The 1,272-nt window shown below is 70.8% G+C and carries 2 protein-coding genes; both read left to right on the top strand.

Features of this window, described 5'->3' with window-relative positions; genetic code table 11:
- On the top strand, positions 1–355 hold a 355-nt coding region (locus ACY45C_RS20375), incomplete at its 5' end, for a BTAD domain-containing putative transcriptional regulator (RefSeq protein WP_462189161.1).
- The coding region (locus tag ACY45C_RS20370) for an NB-ARC domain-containing protein (RefSeq protein WP_462189160.1) at positions 279–1,272 on the top strand (994 nt) is incomplete at its 3' end. The genes ACY45C_RS20375 and ACY45C_RS20370, both read left to right, overlap by 77 nt.

Below are 1,272 nucleotides of genomic sequence, written 5' to 3'. Positions count from 1 at the left end.
CTTCGAGCGCCTCCGGCGCCGTCTCGCCGAGAAGCTCGGTACGGACCCCGGACCCGCCCTGCAACACCTACACCAGCGCATCCTGCGCTTCGATCCAGGCCTACGCGCCGATCACGCTCCTGTCGCGCCCGACGCCCGGCCAGGACCGGTACTTCATCCGCCCCCGCCCGATACCCGCCTTCACCGGACGGGGCGAAAGCCTGACGGCGGCGGAGTCGATGCTGCGAGGCGCCGGCGGTACCGCATTCCCGTTGCTGGCCATCGTCGGCAAGGCCGGGGTGGGCAAGACCGCGCTCGCCATCCAGCTGGCGCACCGGACAACCGACCTCTTTCCCGACGGCTGCGTCCTGCTTAACCTGCGGGGAGCCGAAGGACGCCCGTTGGAACCATCCGAGGCGCTGCTACGTCTGCTGCGACGTCTCGACGCAGGCCCCGCCCGGGAAGCCTTGGACGCGGAGGAACCACTCTCGCGCCGCCGTCAGCCCTCCGCGGAGGATCTCGCCGATGCACTTCGACGGAAACTGTTCCGGCGGCGGTTGCTGTTGATCCTCGATGACGTGGTCTGCGAATCCCAGATCCGTCCGATCCTCACGTCGGCGTCAGGCACGGTGGTGCTGACCAGTCGCAGGATGCTCGCGATCCCCGGCCTTCACCGGATGACACTGGACGTTCTGCAGCCCGACGATGCCGAGTCGCTGCTGCTGGCCACGGGCGGCGACCGCGTCGCAGCGGACCGCCCCGCCCTGGCCCGTGTCGCCGAGCTGTGCGGCTACCTGCCCCTCGCGCTCTGCGTCGCGGGCGCGGGGCTGGCCAGCCGTCCCCACTGGTCGCCCGCGGCACTGGCGACACGTCTGGGCGACGAGCGGATCCGGCTGAACGTGCTCGCCATCGGCGACCTCGACGTGCGGGCGAGCCTCCTGGTGGGCTATCAGGAGGCCGCCCCGGCCGCGCAGCGGGCGTTCCGGCTACTCGGTCTCGCGCCCGCGCCCGACTTCGCGCTGTGGAGCGCGTCGGCTCTGCTCGGTGTGCCACCGGCCGAGGCCGAACAGGCCCTTGAGCAGCTGACGCACATCCACCTGCTGGGGGCACGGGCGTCCAGCGGTTCGAGCATCCGCTACGGGTTCCACGACCTGCTGCGGGTGATGGCCAGGGAGCTGCTCGCCACCGAGGACACCACCTCTGTGTGGGCCGCGACGGCACGCCTGTGCACCGCCGTACTAGGGCCTGTTTGGGAAGTTTATCGGGGCAGCCATTTGTTGATCGCGGCGCTGG

The organism is Frankia sp. CcWB2 (assembly GCF_977927585.1).
Note: the sequence above shows the minus strand (reverse complement) of the source record. Positions and strands in the feature narration are given on the sequence as shown.